Source organism: Streptomyces sp. CB03234, from assembly GCF_001905885.1.
Taxonomy (GTDB): Bacteria; Actinomycetota; Actinomycetes; order Streptomycetales; family Streptomycetaceae; genus Streptomyces.
The window spans coordinates 577,034-590,302 of record NZ_LIYH01000005.1; the positions used below are offsets into that span (position 1 = coordinate 577,034).

14 protein-coding genes and 1 pseudogene are annotated in these 13,269 nt (G+C 68.0%); 2 read left to right on the forward strand and 13 right to left on the reverse strand.

The features are described 5' to 3' along the window. Positions 1 to 199: 199 nt before the first annotated feature. The 9 genes from AMK26_RS24010 to AMK26_RS24050 all read right to left on the reverse strand — a co-directional run bounded on the left by AMK26_RS24010 (position 200) and on the right by AMK26_RS24050 (position 9,071). On the reverse strand, positions 200 to 598 hold the full coding sequence (locus tag AMK26_RS24010; protein WP_073756776.1) for an ATP-binding protein: 399 nt from the start codon (positions 596 to 598) through the stop codon (positions 200 to 202). Positions 599 to 830: 232 nt separating this feature from the next. Beyond that, positions 831 to 2,234: a caspase, EACC1-associated type gene (locus AMK26_RS36365; protein ID WP_338015593.1), complete on the reverse strand. Its 1,404-nt coding sequence runs from the start codon at positions 2,232 to 2,234 to the stop codon at positions 831 to 833. A gap of 2 nt (positions 2,235 to 2,236) precedes the next feature. Then, a complete protein-coding gene (locus AMK26_RS37080; protein WP_073756778.1) occupies positions 2,237 to 2,596 on the reverse strand; it encodes an effector-associated constant component EACC1 in 360 nt (119 codons plus the stop codon). Between the two features lie 412 nt (positions 2,597 to 3,008). Next, a complete protein-coding gene (locus tag AMK26_RS24025; protein WP_073756779.1) occupies positions 3,009 to 4,853 on the reverse strand; it encodes an ABC transporter ATP-binding protein in 1,845 nt (614 codons plus the stop codon). Then, positions 4,850 to 5,293, reverse strand: coding sequence for a lasso peptide biosynthesis B2 protein (locus AMK26_RS24030; RefSeq protein WP_073756780.1), 444 nt, complete (start codon positions 5,291 to 5,293; stop codon positions 4,850 to 4,852). The genes AMK26_RS24025 and AMK26_RS24030 overlap by 4 nt, the downstream gene beginning before the upstream one ends. After that, on the reverse strand, positions 5,290 to 5,544 hold the full coding sequence (locus tag AMK26_RS24035; RefSeq protein ID WP_073756781.1) for a lasso peptide biosynthesis PqqD family chaperone: 255 nt from the start codon (positions 5,542 to 5,544) through the stop codon (positions 5,290 to 5,292). Before AMK26_RS24035 ends, AMK26_RS24030 begins: the two co-directional genes overlap by 4 nt. Before the next feature lie 31 nt (positions 5,545 to 5,575). Further along, positions 5,576 to 7,414: a lasso peptide isopeptide bond-forming cyclase gene (locus AMK26_RS24040; RefSeq protein ID WP_073756782.1), complete on the reverse strand. Its 1,839-nt coding sequence runs from the start codon at positions 7,412 to 7,414 to the stop codon at positions 5,576 to 5,578. A gap of 26 nt (positions 7,415 to 7,440) precedes the next feature. After that, positions 7,441 to 7,551, reverse strand: coding sequence for a keywimysin-related RiPP (locus AMK26_RS36370; RefSeq protein ID WP_107050258.1), 111 nt, complete (start codon positions 7,549 to 7,551; stop codon positions 7,441 to 7,443). A 1,082-nt stretch (positions 7,552 to 8,633) separates the two neighbouring features. Beyond that, positions 8,634 to 9,071, reverse strand: coding sequence for a hypothetical protein (locus tag AMK26_RS24050; protein WP_073756784.1), 438 nt, complete (start codon positions 9,069 to 9,071; stop codon positions 8,634 to 8,636). 296 nt (positions 9,072 to 9,367) lie between these two features. On the opposite strand from AMK26_RS24050, the gene AMK26_RS24055 reads away from it, so the two are divergent. After that, entirely contained in the window at positions 9,368 to 9,760 is a 393-nt protein-coding gene (locus tag AMK26_RS24055; protein ID WP_073756785.1) for a DUF2267 domain-containing protein, read from the forward strand. A 75-nt stretch (positions 9,761 to 9,835) separates the two neighbouring features. On the opposite strand, the gene AMK26_RS24060 is transcribed toward AMK26_RS24055, so the two are convergent. Next, positions 9,836 to 10,261 (reverse strand): DUF6003 family protein, encoded by a 426-nt coding sequence (locus tag AMK26_RS24060; protein WP_073757091.1) that lies wholly within the window; start codon positions 10,259 to 10,261, stop codon positions 9,836 to 9,838. 163 nt (positions 10,262 to 10,424) lie between these two features. On the opposite strand from AMK26_RS24060, the gene AMK26_RS38735 reads away from it, so the two are divergent. Then, the gene (locus AMK26_RS38735; RefSeq protein ID WP_073757092.1) at positions 10,425 to 10,841 is read left to right on the forward strand and encodes an FhaA domain-containing protein; all 417 of its coding nucleotides are present in this window, start codon (positions 10,425 to 10,427) and stop codon (positions 10,839 to 10,841) included. 29 nt (positions 10,842 to 10,870) lie between these two features. On the opposite strand, the pseudogene AMK26_RS24070 reads toward AMK26_RS38735, so the two are convergent. The 3 genes and pseudogenes from AMK26_RS24070 to AMK26_RS36380 form a co-directional block, all read right to left on the reverse strand. Next, a pseudogene (locus AMK26_RS24070) lies at positions 10,871 to 11,767 on the reverse strand (RNA polymerase sigma factor SigF). Then, on the reverse strand, positions 11,764 to 12,099 hold the full coding sequence (locus AMK26_RS24075; RefSeq protein ID WP_073757093.1) for a hypothetical protein: 336 nt from the start codon (positions 12,097 to 12,099) through the stop codon (positions 11,764 to 11,766). Before AMK26_RS24075 ends, AMK26_RS24070 begins: the two are co-directional and overlap by 4 nt. Positions 12,100 to 12,129: 30 nt before the next feature. Beyond that, positions 12,130 to 12,926 (reverse strand): IS5 family transposase gene (locus tag AMK26_RS36380; protein WP_198944158.1). Its coding sequence is split into 2 segments (ribosomal slippage): positions 12,130 to 12,593 and positions 12,593 to 12,926, totalling 798 coding nucleotides; the frame shifts between segments, so codons are not numbered across the junction. Between the last annotated feature and the right edge of the window lie 343 nt (positions 12,927 to 13,269).

A 13,269-nucleotide genomic window follows, 5' to 3' on the forward strand; every position in this document is an offset into this window, starting at 1 on the left:
CCCCAGCCGGGCGGACGCTACCGCTTCTGCACCGCTGCTGTGTGACGGCTCACCGGTCGTGGCGGACCCGAGACAGGCTTCCAGCGCAGCCCATGACAGGACACGCGGAGGCGTGCAGGTGCGGGGTTGCGGAGCAATGGCAAGCCGACGCGGCCAAAACAGCGGGCTGTGATGTCCACACTGGTCCCGCCTCCTGTGGTCAGTGCGCCAGCGGAAGCACGGCTCGGACTGATTTGCCGTGTGGGTGGATGGTGACGCTCACCTTTGTAGCCAGCTCCTGGACGAGGGGCCAGCCGAACCCGCCGGGTTCGAAGGCGTCGGTGCGCCGGAAGCGTGGCGGGGTTGTGCTGGCATCGGAGACGGTCACGGTGACGCTGCCGGGTGCGGCGTCCAGCCGGAATCCTGTGACGCCGCCTGCATGCCGTTCCGCGTTGGTCACCAGCTCGGACACAGCCAAAACCACGGCTTCCGCTTCGGCGTTGTCGGAAGGGCCCACGGAGGACAGGAAGCCTCGCGTGACATCTCGTGCCTGTCCGGCTGTGCGGATATGCCTCCTGCCGGAGGGGTCGGGGTGTTGTGCCTCGGGTGGCTGCACCATCGCTTCCTCCGGGCGCTGTCTGACAGTTCCTGGGTCAGACGTATGCCCGGAATGTAGGCAGCGAGTCGTCTCGGCCGGTCGAATACGGGCTCTGGCTCACATTCCGCGCCAGACCCACGGAGGGGGACCACTCCCGCGATCACGAGTTGCGATCCGGGCCGCGTTGTTGTGGCCACGACCGGCCCGGAGGTGAAGGGCGCCATCCGCATCGTCCGCAGGACCCGGCATTCGATCAGTGACTTTGTGGGACGAGCCATGCATGGTTGGTGTCATCTCTGCATTCGTCGAGATAAATGGCAGTGTCATGGCGAGCAGCGCACCTCTTCTTCAAGCCATTGTCGAGAGCTTGCTCGTTCACCAGATGGAAGGACCCGTCTGTCTGTGGCTGCAGTACCCAGGCGGAGGCGGGGTCGTCGCAGCCCCAGGTGCCGACGGGCTTGGCGGGCGCGTGAATGTCTGCCCCTAGACACACCCCGGGTATGCGCTGGCTGATAAACCGCACATGGTCGTTGGGGAAGGTCCACATCGACCAGTCCACCTGTGCCGCGTCGCATGCCCCGATGGGCGCGCTCCCTAGCGGCGGGTCACCGATATGTCGGACGCAGTCCTTTCCCTTGTTGGAAGCGCTTTGGAGTAATCCAGCGTCTTGTCGCTTGGGCGGGAAAGGCGCAGGTGTGCCGCGATCAGGAGTACCAGCAGGAAGAACGGAAGACGCTACGGCTATGGTCATGATGACGATGGCGAAAAGGGCTGCGGCGTATCTGTTCCGGTACCGACGCCAGTGGATGCGCAAGCTCTGGACGCGGCTGCGCCGGGCCGGGACGGTCCGCGGCGCCGGCCCGGGTGGAGGCGCTTGTTCTCCGGCGGACGGGATCCAAGCGCGGTTGCGGGCGATCGGGATGTGGCCGGCCAGATTGCTGTTGCGCTGCTGGGGGCGAGGCAGTCCTCTGGCCCGTAATCGGGCATCGACCTGCCGGTAGACGGCCTCCATGGTAAGCATCGGGCCTTCACCCGGCGCGCCGGACTCCAGCACCTCGATCAACGCGCCGGAAAACCCGGTGTACCGGTCTCCTGGCACGGCGAAGGAGAGGGACGTGCTGGACGAGGACGTGGTGACGCAGGTTCCCTCGATCGCCGCGAGGTCGGCCTTGTTCTCCGGACCAGCGGGGCCCATGCCACCTGCCATAGCGCGCCCGCTGAAGCAGCAATCGAGGAGCAGTACTTTGTTGTCGGCAGTGTTCTCGTGGTCGAGGATGGCGTGTCTGAGGTCGCTGATCGGGAGGCCAGCGGCTACGCCCCAGCGCTGCAGGCGCGAATTGTGCAGTGCAAGATAGAGCTCCCCGTTTTTCGGATGGATCAGGCCATGGCCTGCGAAGTAGACGATGAGCGTGTCTTGCGCCTGCTCGCCTGCGGTTGCCACCGTTTCAAGGATTTCGTCGGCGCCGGCCCACGGGCTCAATGAAGTGACGTCCATGCCGGGCTTGCCCCACTTGGGGTCGAGCAGCATTTCATGCAAGGCCGCCAGGTTGTTCTGCACAGCGGGGATGCCGTCCAGGTGGCGGTAGGCATGGCATCCGAAGAGCACTGCTCGTGACCTTTTCGGGTACGAGACGCTACCGGCGGATTCCTGGCTCACCTTCAGCCGTCCGTAGCGGACCCGTCGGCCTCGCGCAGCGCGCGGGCAAGTGCTTCCAATTCGCCGGGATTGCTCGTATCGAGTATGAACGAGCGGCCATTGACCTCGATGCGTACGGAAGGCTGCCGGGGTCGCGACTGCCGCCAGGCTGCTACCGCCACCAGCAGATTGCCCAGGGCTATGGTGTTCGACAGGAGGACGCTGACCAGTTCGAGCGGCTGGCCCATGGCCCCAGGCAGGGGAACGCTGTCTACGGGTATCCGCACCTGGCCACGCAGCATCTGCTCCTGCGTGAGCCAGACGCGCAGCGCGTCTGCCTCCTGCCTGTTGCTGCCCTCGTGGACTGCCAACGTCAGACGCATATGTCCTCCGGCCCTTCACCGCCCGGCTGCGATCAGGGCATGGGCCAACTGTCCATGCCTACTGGCACTGTAAGGCGGTCCCCAGCGGGCTGTGACCTCTTTGCTGACCACGATCGTGGGGCCGGTCACATCGGTGTACGAGCCTGGGATCCGCGTTCACGCTCCGCAGACCTGGAATGGGAGCCAGAGCCACAATTCAGCCGGCGCCCACGAGTCGCTGTGCGGGTTGGCTGCCGGACGAGAGCGGTCAAGGTCCCCGGTTCACGAGGGTGGTCAGGTCGAGGCCGCTCATGTGCCGCTTCCGGGTAATGCCCTCGGCGGAGCGCGGCCCGGCGGCATCGGACTCGGCGGCGACACCTCGTATGGGGTGCCTTCGCAGTCCGTCCGCGATCACCGTTGTGTCCGCTCCGGCTTATAGCTGGTTGTGCGGGTGTGACCGAGCGGTCGTCATAGGGGAGGGGTGTGGGGTGGCCGGGCGGAGCATCTGCCCGGCCGCCAGTTCGCGGTAGGTGGGGCTGCAGGTGAGCAGTTCCTCGTGGCGGCCGCAGGCGGTGGTTCGGCCGTTTTCCAGTACGACGATCTGGTCGGCGTGCTGGACGGTGGAGAGGCGGTGCGCGATCACCAGCAGGGCGCATTCCCCCGCGATGTCCTTCATCACCTTGGTGAGCGCGGTTTCGTTGATGGCGTCGAGGTGGGACGTGGGCTCGTCGAGCAGCAGGAGTTCGGGGCGGCCCAGCAGGGCGCGGGCCAGGGCGATGCGCTGGCGCTCACCTCCCGAGAGGGTGCTGCCGCGCTCGCCGAGCAGACCGGACAGGCCGCCGGGCAGTCGGCGTACGACATCGTCGAGCTGGGCGAGTTCGACGACGCGCCGTACTTCGGCCTCCGGGGCGTCCGGTACGGCGTAGGTGATGTTGTCGCGCAGGGTGCCGTGGACGACATGGGTGTTCTGGTCGACGATGGCGATGCGTTCGCGGCACTCGGCACGGGTCAGTTCGCCGGCGGGCCGTCCGTCGAAGAGGAGGGCTCCGGAGTCCGGTTCGTAGAACCTGGCGACCAGGGCGAAGATCGTGCTCTTGCCGGCTCCCGACCGGCCCACCAGGGCCGTCTGGCGCCGGTGCGGGACGGTGAGGGTGACGCCGCGCAGGACCGGCCGGTCCGGGTCGTAGCCGAAGGTGAGGTCCCGCAGGGCGAGGGCGGGCTCCTCGTACGCGGCGGCCTGCCGAGCCGGTTCACGGGTACGCGCCCGTACCGCCGGCATCTGGGCCTGCGAGGGCTCTACGGGGAGGGCGAGGGCGTGCTCGATGCGCTGGTATGCGCCCATGCCGCGCTGGATCAGGCCGACCGCGCGGAAGACCGACGACAGGGGCAGAACGAGGTAGGAGGCATAGAGGAGGAAGGCCACGAGGTCGCCGAGGGAAGTGGCGTGGCCGGTGACACGCAGGCCGCCGATGACCAGGACGAGCAGGAAGGAACCCTGGACGGCGAGTTCGACCGCCGGGCTCATCACCGACGCGAGTTTCGCGGTCCGTACGCCAGCATCGTGTGCCGACTCGATGCGCTCGCCGATGCGCCGCGCCTCACGGTCCTCGGCGCGGTGTACTCGCACCATCGGCAGTGCGCCCAGCGCGCGTTCGAGGTCGGCGGCGATCGCGCCGACGGAGTTCTGCATCTGCTCGGAGGCGGCCCGGATGCCTTTCAGCAGCGACGCCACCACCGCGGCCGCGGCCGCCACGGTCAGGGCGACCAGGAGAAGCAGCAGCGGGTCGATCCACAGCATCAGGGCGACCGCACCGGCCGCGACCAGCGCCCCGGTCACCAGGTCGACGAGGGCCTGGGACACCACCTCCCTCAGCAGGGTGGTGTCGGCGGTCACGCGGGAGATCAGATCGCCGCTGCGGTGCCGGTCGTACTCCCTCATCTCCAGCCTGAGCAGCCGTCCCACCAGCCCGTGGCGGAGTTGCCGTACGACCCCTTCACCCATGCGTTCCAGGACGAAGCGGCCGACGGCCCCCGTGGCCGCTTCGGTCACGAACAGAACGGCCAGGAGGAGCAGCAGGGGCCAGAACACCCGTCCGTCGCCGCTCACGTCCACGATCTGCTTGGCGACGAGCGGCTGCGCCAACCCCAGCGCGGAGCCCACGAGGGTGAGCACGGTCGCCACGACGACGGAGGCCCGGTGCCCGGTGGTCAACCGGTACATGGTGGCCACCGCGGCCCGTGTCGAGCGGTCCGGCACCTGTGCCGGGGCGGCCGTCATGGGCGGCTCGGCCGGTTCGCGGTCACGGGCCCCACCGCGAGCAAACGCCTGAAGTAGTCGTCGGGCACGCCTTCGCCGATGGGCCGGCCCTCCGCCTCGATCCAGGCGTGCGCGTTGAAGGGGGGCACCACGCTCGCCCCTGTGCACCACGTGGGCCAGCTGCCCGTCAGCCGGCACAGCAAGGCCGCGCCCAGCGAACGGGGCAGACAGCCCTTCGGCCCGGCGCAGAGGAGACTGACCGCGCACATCGCGTCCCGGGCGCTCTGCGCCTGCGCGGCGGTGGCGGGCGCGGCTCCGCGGCGTACGGCGCCGAGGACGGCGCGGATCCGGCGCGGGGGCAACAGCGACAGGACGACGGCAGGAAGCAGTACGAGGCGGGCGGCCAGACGCCGGGTGAGGGGAACGCCGGTGGGCCGCTCCAGCGCGCTCGGGGTCGTCATGAGGCCAGCCCCGACGTCCGCAGTTCCTGCACGAGAGCCGTGACGTCCGGCTCCGCCCGGGCCCGGTCGATGTCGAACTCTGTGACGAGCGCGTCGACGGCCGCCGCTTCGTCGCCGCCTTCCAGGAGGGTCTTCACCACCAGGGTGCCGGTGGGGTTGAGCTCCCAGTAGTTTCCGCTGCGCTGATCCAGCAGGACGGTGCCGTAGTCGGTCTCCGCGGCGGAGACATCGGGGCCGAACCGCAATGCCATGGTGGGTGACTGCCTTTCTCCGGTGAAGGGCCTAGCGTGTACGGGCGGCAGACAAGCCGCGCAGCCAGACTTCGGCGGCGATGGTCGAGTAGAGGATGGCGTCGCGCAGGGCCGGGGTGGAGGGCCGCTGGGCGAGGCGGCGCAGCGCGTTCCCGTCGACCAGCCCGAGCTGCTCCAGCCGCGAGTCCTCCCACAGCGTCAGCAGGTCGCCACGGTGGCGACGCAGTCCGTCGGCGGCGTCCATGGAAGCGGCGGCCTTGGTGGTGCGCCGCAGGCAGCCGTCGGGCACGATGCCGCGCATGGCGGCGGTGAGAAGGGGCTTGTACTGCCAGGGCGACACGCGCTCGCTCGGCCGGACGGCGAGGGACGCCTCGATGACGCGGTCGTCGAGGAACGGCGAGGCCATCGGTACGCCGGCACGGGCCGCCATCCGGTCCCACTGGCGGATGATGCGGGTGCAGGAGCGGATCTGCTCCAGGTCGGTGTGCAGGCCACGGTCCGGGTGCAGCGGCGTGACGGTCGCGGCCGCCTCCCGCAGCGCCCGCTGTGCCAGCCGTTCCGCGTCGGGCGTCACCCAGTCGAAGAGGCGGGGAGGCATGCCCCAGCCGAGGCTGGTGGTGACCGTGGCGGGGACGGGATCGCGCAGCCGGCCGCTGCGATCGGCGAGCCACTTCCCGTACGGCCGTGAGTCGGCCAGCGCACGGACGGTGCTGCCCAGCGGCCACTGCCACAGTGCCCGGAAGCCGCGCAACTGCCGCATCGCGAACAGCGGACGCGTACGCAGCAGCCTGTGGTAGTACGCCTCGGAGCACCACGCCACATGGTCGCCCCCGATGCCCGTCAGGTGCAGCCGGCTGCCCCGCTCCGCCATGCCCGGCAGGTGGTGCAGCACCCGCGAACGGTCCATGACGCCGATGGTGGGTTCGTCCAGCAGGTCGTCGATGGAGAGCAGATCGTCGTAGACCAGCGGCGAGGCATCGGCGTCCCACACCACATGCTCGACGTGCGGCAGGTGCTTCGCCGCTTGCCCGGCCCAGTACAGATCGGTGTCGGCCGGATCGCGCCCCGGCCAGGTACTGGCCACCACCCGGGCGGGCGAGCGGTCGGCCAGGAAGCAGATGGAGGTGGAGTCCAGCCCTCCGGACAGGTCACAGCTGACCACACCGCCCTGGCGGGTGCGGGCGCCGACGGCCTCGGTGAGGGCCTCACGGACCAGCGGGGCGCCGTCGGCGAGCGTGCGGACCGGCTCCGGCGGTGTCCACCACCGCGAGTGACGTGCGCTGTGCCCGTCCGCCCCGATGACCAGCGCGTCATGCGGGGGCACGGCGGTGACCTCGCGCCACAGCGGCGCCTCGAACAGCGGATAGGGCACCGGCCACAGCAGCCGTACCGCCAGCTGCTGCTCGTCGGGAGCGGTGCCGAGCGCGTCGGCGAGTACGTCGGCGCGGGTGGCGGCCACCTGTACGCCGTCCACGGCGGCGTGGAAGACCAGCCGCAGCCCGGACGCTGTGCCCTGCACCCTGAGCCGGCCGTCGAGGGTGGCGACGAGGTGGAAGCTCCCGGGCAGGGACCGGGCCAGCGCGTCCAGTTCCGCCAGATCGCGCAGGCGTTCTGCGTGGCGCTTCAGTCCGGCGGCATCGATCGGGCAGCAGCCGATAATGGCGAGGGCCGCGCGACCGGTGTGCGCGGTGACGAGCTCCTGGTCGTCCCAGTGCCCCACCAGCCACGGCCGGCCGGAGGCGTGTCGAAGGGTTCGCGTTCCGGGGAGGGCGAAGGAGCGGGCCACGGCGGCCGCGTCCTCGCGGTCGGTGAAGACCGCGAAGTGCGCGTCGCCGGGGCCCGTCCCCGCACTTGCGTGCAGTTCAGTCATGACGTCAGGTCAGGAACCGTCGGTCGTCAGTTCTTGCTGAGGATGAGCCGGTCGTTGCCGGAGCTCTGCAGGAGCCCGGTCTTCTTGCGGAACGTCCCCAGCCGGACCAGCGTCGGCGCCTCGTAAGCCTTCTTCATGACCTCTCCTCAGGTGCAGGTTTCACGACCGCTTTCCTGGCCGGCGGCGCACGGGGGCTCCGATGCACTGCCGGCCTTGCCCAGGGCTCATCGGGAACCCGGAGCGGAAGCGGGCGCAGCACATAGCTATGTGCATAACCGGATGGCATGACAAGAGCTGGAGAGAAAAATAGGACAATATGCAAAGTTCAAATATGGTCGGGTGGCGGGGTCGCTACTTTCGGATTCAACCAGGAACTGCGCAACGTGAAACAGATGTCGCGCAAGGACGCCGTTCCGACCTGCGCATCGGCGGCTACCCGGTGGTTCGGTCATGGAACGGGGGACGGCGGCAGCTGGACGGAGCCGCCGGGGCGCACTCCGACCTTCCGCTCACGCTTCCTCTCTCTCGCTTTCCTGCTGAATGGCCGGGATGCTGCCCACCCTGGTTCGGCAGCTCTCTTGCGTCGGTCGAGCGGTGATGCAGCGACCGGGGCAGCGTATGAGCCGGCCCGTGGCCACTGGCGTTGTGGAGGTGCCCTCATGAGCGAAGTCGTGTCCACAGAATGAACGTTCACCGTATCTTCATAGTGCCTGGTAGCCGTAGTATCGCCACGCTTCGCCACCCGTCCACCTTGATGATGGGTAGGCGGTCGTCGCGCATGTTACGGACCCGTCCCGCTTCTTCGGGCCCGTGTGAGGCCGGGAGGATGACCATGGTTCATATCCGCACTTCTCTCACTGTTCGTCCTGCGCCTCAGCGCAGGTGACACATGCCCCATGGCTTCGTACGGTCATTCGATCCACGAAAAGGCGTCGGCGTCATCCAGCCTGATAGTGGCGGCTCCCCAGTGACTGTGGAGCGCAATGCCGTCGATTGCGCATGGGGGCTGAGGGAGGGGCAACGGGTCGAGTTCGATCTCTGCCTGGACGAAAACGGCCTCTGGGTCGACAACGTGGATCCAATCCCTGACGTCCATGGACTTTGACCAGCGGTGTGCTCAGCCAGGTGTATCGAGAGCGACCAGATGTATCGAGAGCGAAGAGCGCAGGCCCCGAACGGGACGTGCGTCGTCCGCGTCCGGGGCCGCTTCTGGAAGGCTTTAGACCCGGCGGAGGTTCACGGCCTTGCCGTAGCGCTGGCCGAGCCAGATCTTCTGGTTGGCGGCGCTGCCGGCCAGGCGCAGGTTGTCGTACCGCGCGGTGAACTCGCCTCCCGGGTTGACCGTGACGATGACCCGCTCCAGGCACCAGCTCTCGTTCGGCTCGCTGCCAGGCGGCTCGTACCGCAGGTAGACGGGGTAGCGATCCAGATCGTCGGTGTCCAGGGCTGGGAAGCGCGGGTCGTTGCGGTCGGCGTACAGGACGTTGGAGCCCTCCCCGAACGTGTAGGTGAAGTTGTCACCGGGTTCGAAGTCGTTGTGGTCCGCGTCCAGGCTGAATTCCCGGCCGGCGATGCTGACGTACACCCATCCGCCGACGTTGGCTTCGCTCTCGGTCGCGGTGATCAACTGGACGTTGACTTTGGTGATCTCTGCCACTGCTTCATCCTCTCGTTTCGCCCGGCCGCCACGGGGGTGCGGGTGCCGGGCTGACCACCTACTTGATTACCCAGCGCAATCACTCGAACGCGTAGCGTGTCACTCTTGCGGGTGGGCGCGTCGCAGCACTCATCCGCTCCGTGAGTACGCCCGGCGCGGGGCTCTCAACGGGGTGTCCCGGCACCCCGCCCAATGGGCCGAATTAATGGCATGACTGGGGGTAGGCGACCTCTCACGTTCGGTCAGGGTGTGCGCCAGGGCGAACTCCCTGACCAGGGGAACGATGGGAGCCAGTCGTGGACAGAACCGTCGAAGCACTGCTTGACCAGGTCCAGGTACGCGGCGGTTACGCCGGCCGGCAAGAGGCGGTCCGCGCGGTGCAAAGCGTGCTCGATGTCCTGGGAGCGCACCTTGTGGGAGATGACCGTACGGATCTCGCACGTCTGCTGCCGCGTCAGTGCGCTCCGTTGCTCACCGACGGAGCGCCGGCCAGCGAACCACTGACGCCTTCGGGCTTCATCGACGCTGTGGCGGCACGCGACGAGATGGACGCGGCGGCGGCTCGCCGCGCTGTCACCGCGGTGCTTGCCACCCTCGCGGAGGTGGCGGACGACGTCCTGTTGCGCCGTATTCTGACGCAGCTTCCGCCGGGGCATGCCGGACTGTTCGGCCGTACGGATCCGGCGTGAACCGCCCGAATTCATGTGCGTCTGTGGAGCGGAGGGCACGAACAGGCATCGTGGCGCCAGGCGGCACCGATGAAGTCATGCTTGCGTCAGGCGCCCGATCTCTTGCGGGGGCAAACCGGTCAGCTGGGCGATCCGGGGTGCCGGGATGCCTGCGGTCAGCGCGCGGTGGACGAGGGCTTCCCAGTCCTGGGTCGTCTCGCGGAAATCAAGGAGCTCGGCCTCCACGTCCGTGACGGACTGGGGTGCGCACTCCTGCTGGACCCGCAGTGCTTCGTCCTCGCTCAGTGGCACGGGCAGGTGCTCGGCGTCCTCGGGGATGAGTACCTCCGACCCGGCGGGAAGGATCCGGACCTGCTCGGAAGCGGCCGAGACGGCGTGGGCTTGCAGCCACCCGCGTACGGCTGGTGTCTCCGCGCACTCCAGCGGACCGACAGCGGCCAAGGCGGCCCCCAGCAGCGGATGCCGGTCAGGAAGCAAGAAGAGGTGAGCGTCATCGGCCATCGCAGGCATCGCCTTCTCGATCGGACATCAGCGGCGCACTGATGCTAGCGCCCCTCTAGGGCCAAACGGACTCGACCGCCATCGAGAACACCACCTCCGCACCGGCGCCAAGTGCACCCTCGTGGGCGAGCCTGTCGGCCAGGCTGTCGGGCAGGCGCACACGATGGGATTTCTCAGAACCGCCGAACACGTGGTGGAGCGATGGACAACAGCCCTGTGGGGCTTCCTGCTTCCCGCCAGACAGCAGCAGGGCGAGGTGCTCGCCATACTCCTGCGGCAATGCGACGACAACAGCCTGATCCTTGGCCGGCAGCGAGTCGTGGCCCCGAACAAGTTCGTCATTGAACTGCGTCCGGACATCCATCGGCAGCTCTCGTCCCACGCCGTGCCGGTGGAGTCACTCCTCGCGAACCAGGTACGCCGTCACGCCGCCGAACACGGCTACACCTTCGTCGGCCCGGTCGTTGTCGACCTTCGTTCAGCCGAAGGCGCTACAAATGCTCGGTTCCGCATCCGGAGCGGGATCGCTCCGGCGGAGAGGCGGTCGTACCCAAGACGCGCTCCTGCGACGCGATGGTGAGCAGGCGCCTGACGCGAAGCATGGCGCGGTCAGGCGTGAGTGAGCATGCCCTTGCGCAGTCGAGCCAGGGTCTGGGAAAGCAGGCGTGAGACATGCATCTGAGATGCCCAGGCGCTCGCCGATCTGCGACTGAGTGAGTTCCTCGACGAAGCGCAGGTGCAGGATCCTCTTGTCGCGGTGGCCGAGTCGGGCGACGAGCGGGGCGAGGCTGTGGAAATCTTCCACGAGCTCCATGGCCGGGTCCTCGGCTCCGATGAAGTTGGCCAGCGCGGCTTCACTGTCTTCGTGGTCGCCGTTGCTGGCGGCGTCGAGGGAGGTGGAGTTGTATCCGTTCGCGGCCAGACGGGCTTCGATGACCTCGTCCTCGGTGAGGTTCATCAAGGCGGCCAGCTCGCTGGTCGTGGGTGCACGGCCGAGTCGGGTGCTCAGTTCGTCGGTGGCCTTGGCGAGTTCGAGGCGTGCCTCCTGCAGACGGCGCGGCACGTGTACGGCCCACGAGGTGTCGCGGAAGAACCGCTTGATCTCACCGACGATGTAGGGGACGGCGAAGGTGACAAACTGGGTTTCGCGGGACAGCTCGAACCGGTCGATGGCCTTGATCAGTCCGATCATGCCGACCTGGACGACGTCCTCCATGTCGTCGCCGCGATGACGGAACCGTCTGGCCGCGTAGCGGACCAGGGACATGTTCATCTCGATCAGCGTGTTGCGCGCGTACTGATGCTCCGGTGTCCCCTCTCCAGCGAGGCGAGCTGATCGAAGAAGTGCTTCGACAGCGTACGAGCGTCCTGCGGGGCGAGCCCTCCTGGGTCCTCCACCAGTGGCGTGTCCACTTGGCTGCGATCCGAACTCGTCTTCGTCGCCGTCGTCAGCACTGCCAAGACCCCTCCCTGATTCACCGGCCCTCTCCTTAGACGTCGTGTCATTTGTTGAGGCGTGGGGCAGTCTGCGAAGTGAGTGTCGCCAGTTGGTGTAGGCGCTCGTAGTACCGGAGATCTTCCGCTTCCATGAGGTGGGGCAGGATCTTGTCGAGTTCGGAAATGCAGTCGCGCAGGACCTGGTAGCGCCATGCGTCGAGGGAGCCGCCGTTGTCGCGCCAGGTCGATACGCATCCGGCGATGTCCGCGTCAAGCATCACCATGTCGATGCCCTCCAGTTCCGCGCCGCGCAGCCTGGCGGGGAACGGCGCGTCCAAGTGTTCCTGCCACAGACGGGCTACGAGGGCTTCGCGCTCAATCTCTCCATTCACAGGGACCATCATCCTTGACGGGACCTGGCTCTGACGCCGTCAGGTGGGGAGTCGGCGATAGCAGATCAGAGCCGCAGCGATGCCGGTGAAGGCGAGAAAGTGCTCGGCCTTGCGCTCGTAGCGGCGATGCAGGCGCCGACAGCCGCCCAGCCAGCTCACCGTGCGCTCGACGGTCCAGCGGTGCCGACCGAGTCGGGCGGAGGACTCGACGCCTCTGCGGGCGATGCGAGGCACGATGTGCCGGGTTCGGAGCCATTTCCGCAGATGGTCGTAGTCGTAGCCCTTGTCGCCATGGAGTTTGGCGGGCCGCCTCCGGCGGGGCCCGCGCCGGGAGCGGATCGGCGGGATACCCCGCACCAGTGGCTCCAGACCCTGGCTGTCATGGGTGTTCGCAGCGGAGATGCCGATCGAGAGGGGCAGACCAGTCCGCTCAGTGATCAAGTGGATCTTTGATCCTTTCTTGCCGCGATCTACGGGATTCGGACCCGTCAGGTCCCCCCTTTCATCGCGCGCATGTTCACCGAGTCGATGGCGCACCGCGACCAGTCCAGCTCGCCTCGGGCGCCGAGCTCATCCAGGACCAGGCGGTGGAGTTTGCCCCATACGCGGGCCCGACTCCACTCCGTGAAGCGGCGGTGCGCGGTCGGCCCGGACGGGCCGAAGCCCGGCGGCACCTGCCGCCACGTGCAACCCGACGTGGCCACGAACAAGATCGCCGCCAGTACCTGCCGGTCGCCATACCTCTGCCGACCACCGCCCTGCGGCCGCACCGGAGCAGCCGGCACCACCCGCTGGAACAACTCCCATAACCCGTCCGGCACCAGACGTTCCACCATCGCCATCACGGAACCCAGCCTAGTGATCAAGCCAGTTGCGACAAGCCGCTACCCCAAAAGGCGCTCGCCATGCGCCTGTCACGAACTGGGTCTGGCACCCTCCTGCCCGGGAAGGACTTGCGGAACCGAAGGCGAAGGGGGTCTTGGGCCGCGACCGAATCCCCCACTGGCGGTGTTGGCCCAGCGGCGGCAGGGGCGTCGGCGCCGGGAGGTCTGCTCGACGTGCAGAATGTGGCGCAGTGGTTCGACATGGACGACGAGCTGGCCAGTCTGCTGAAGGGCGAGTAGAGGTGCCCCGCGCCTCGCGGCGGCGGATAGATGCCGCCGGGCGGTATGCGGTCAC